The 288-nt window shown below is 54.5% G+C and carries 1 pseudogene; it reads right to left on the reverse strand.

Going from position 1 to position 288, the window contains the following annotated elements:
* Positions 1-84 precede the first annotated feature (84 nt).
* Positions 85-288, reverse strand: a pseudogene (locus FDW87_RS21815) (gfo/Idh/MocA family oxidoreductase); the annotation flags it as partial.

Consider the following 288-nt stretch of genomic DNA (forward strand, 5'->3'; position numbering starts at 1 on the left):
TATGGTTGAAAAGAGGTGTTATTTTTGAGTTGGCATATAGTACCTGGATTACAATGAATTACTACCGCCAGATGTTACAGGGGGTTATTCAGCCATTGCCTCCCGCCACAGCTTTTCGACAACGCGCTGGGCCAGGAGCGCCTGCTCACCTGCCGTCTGGGGAACCGTCTGATTTTGCACGCACTCAATGAAATGACGTGCGCATCCGGCAAAACCACGCTGCTCCAGGGTAGTTTGCCAGCCTGCTACCGGCTTGTGCACCACACCTTGCCCGCGCTCTTCCCGCCA

The sequence above is a fragment of the Citrobacter sp. wls826 genome, assembly GCF_005281245.1.
Taxonomy (GTDB): domain Bacteria; phylum Pseudomonadota; class Gammaproteobacteria; order Enterobacterales; family Enterobacteriaceae; genus Citrobacter; species Citrobacter braakii.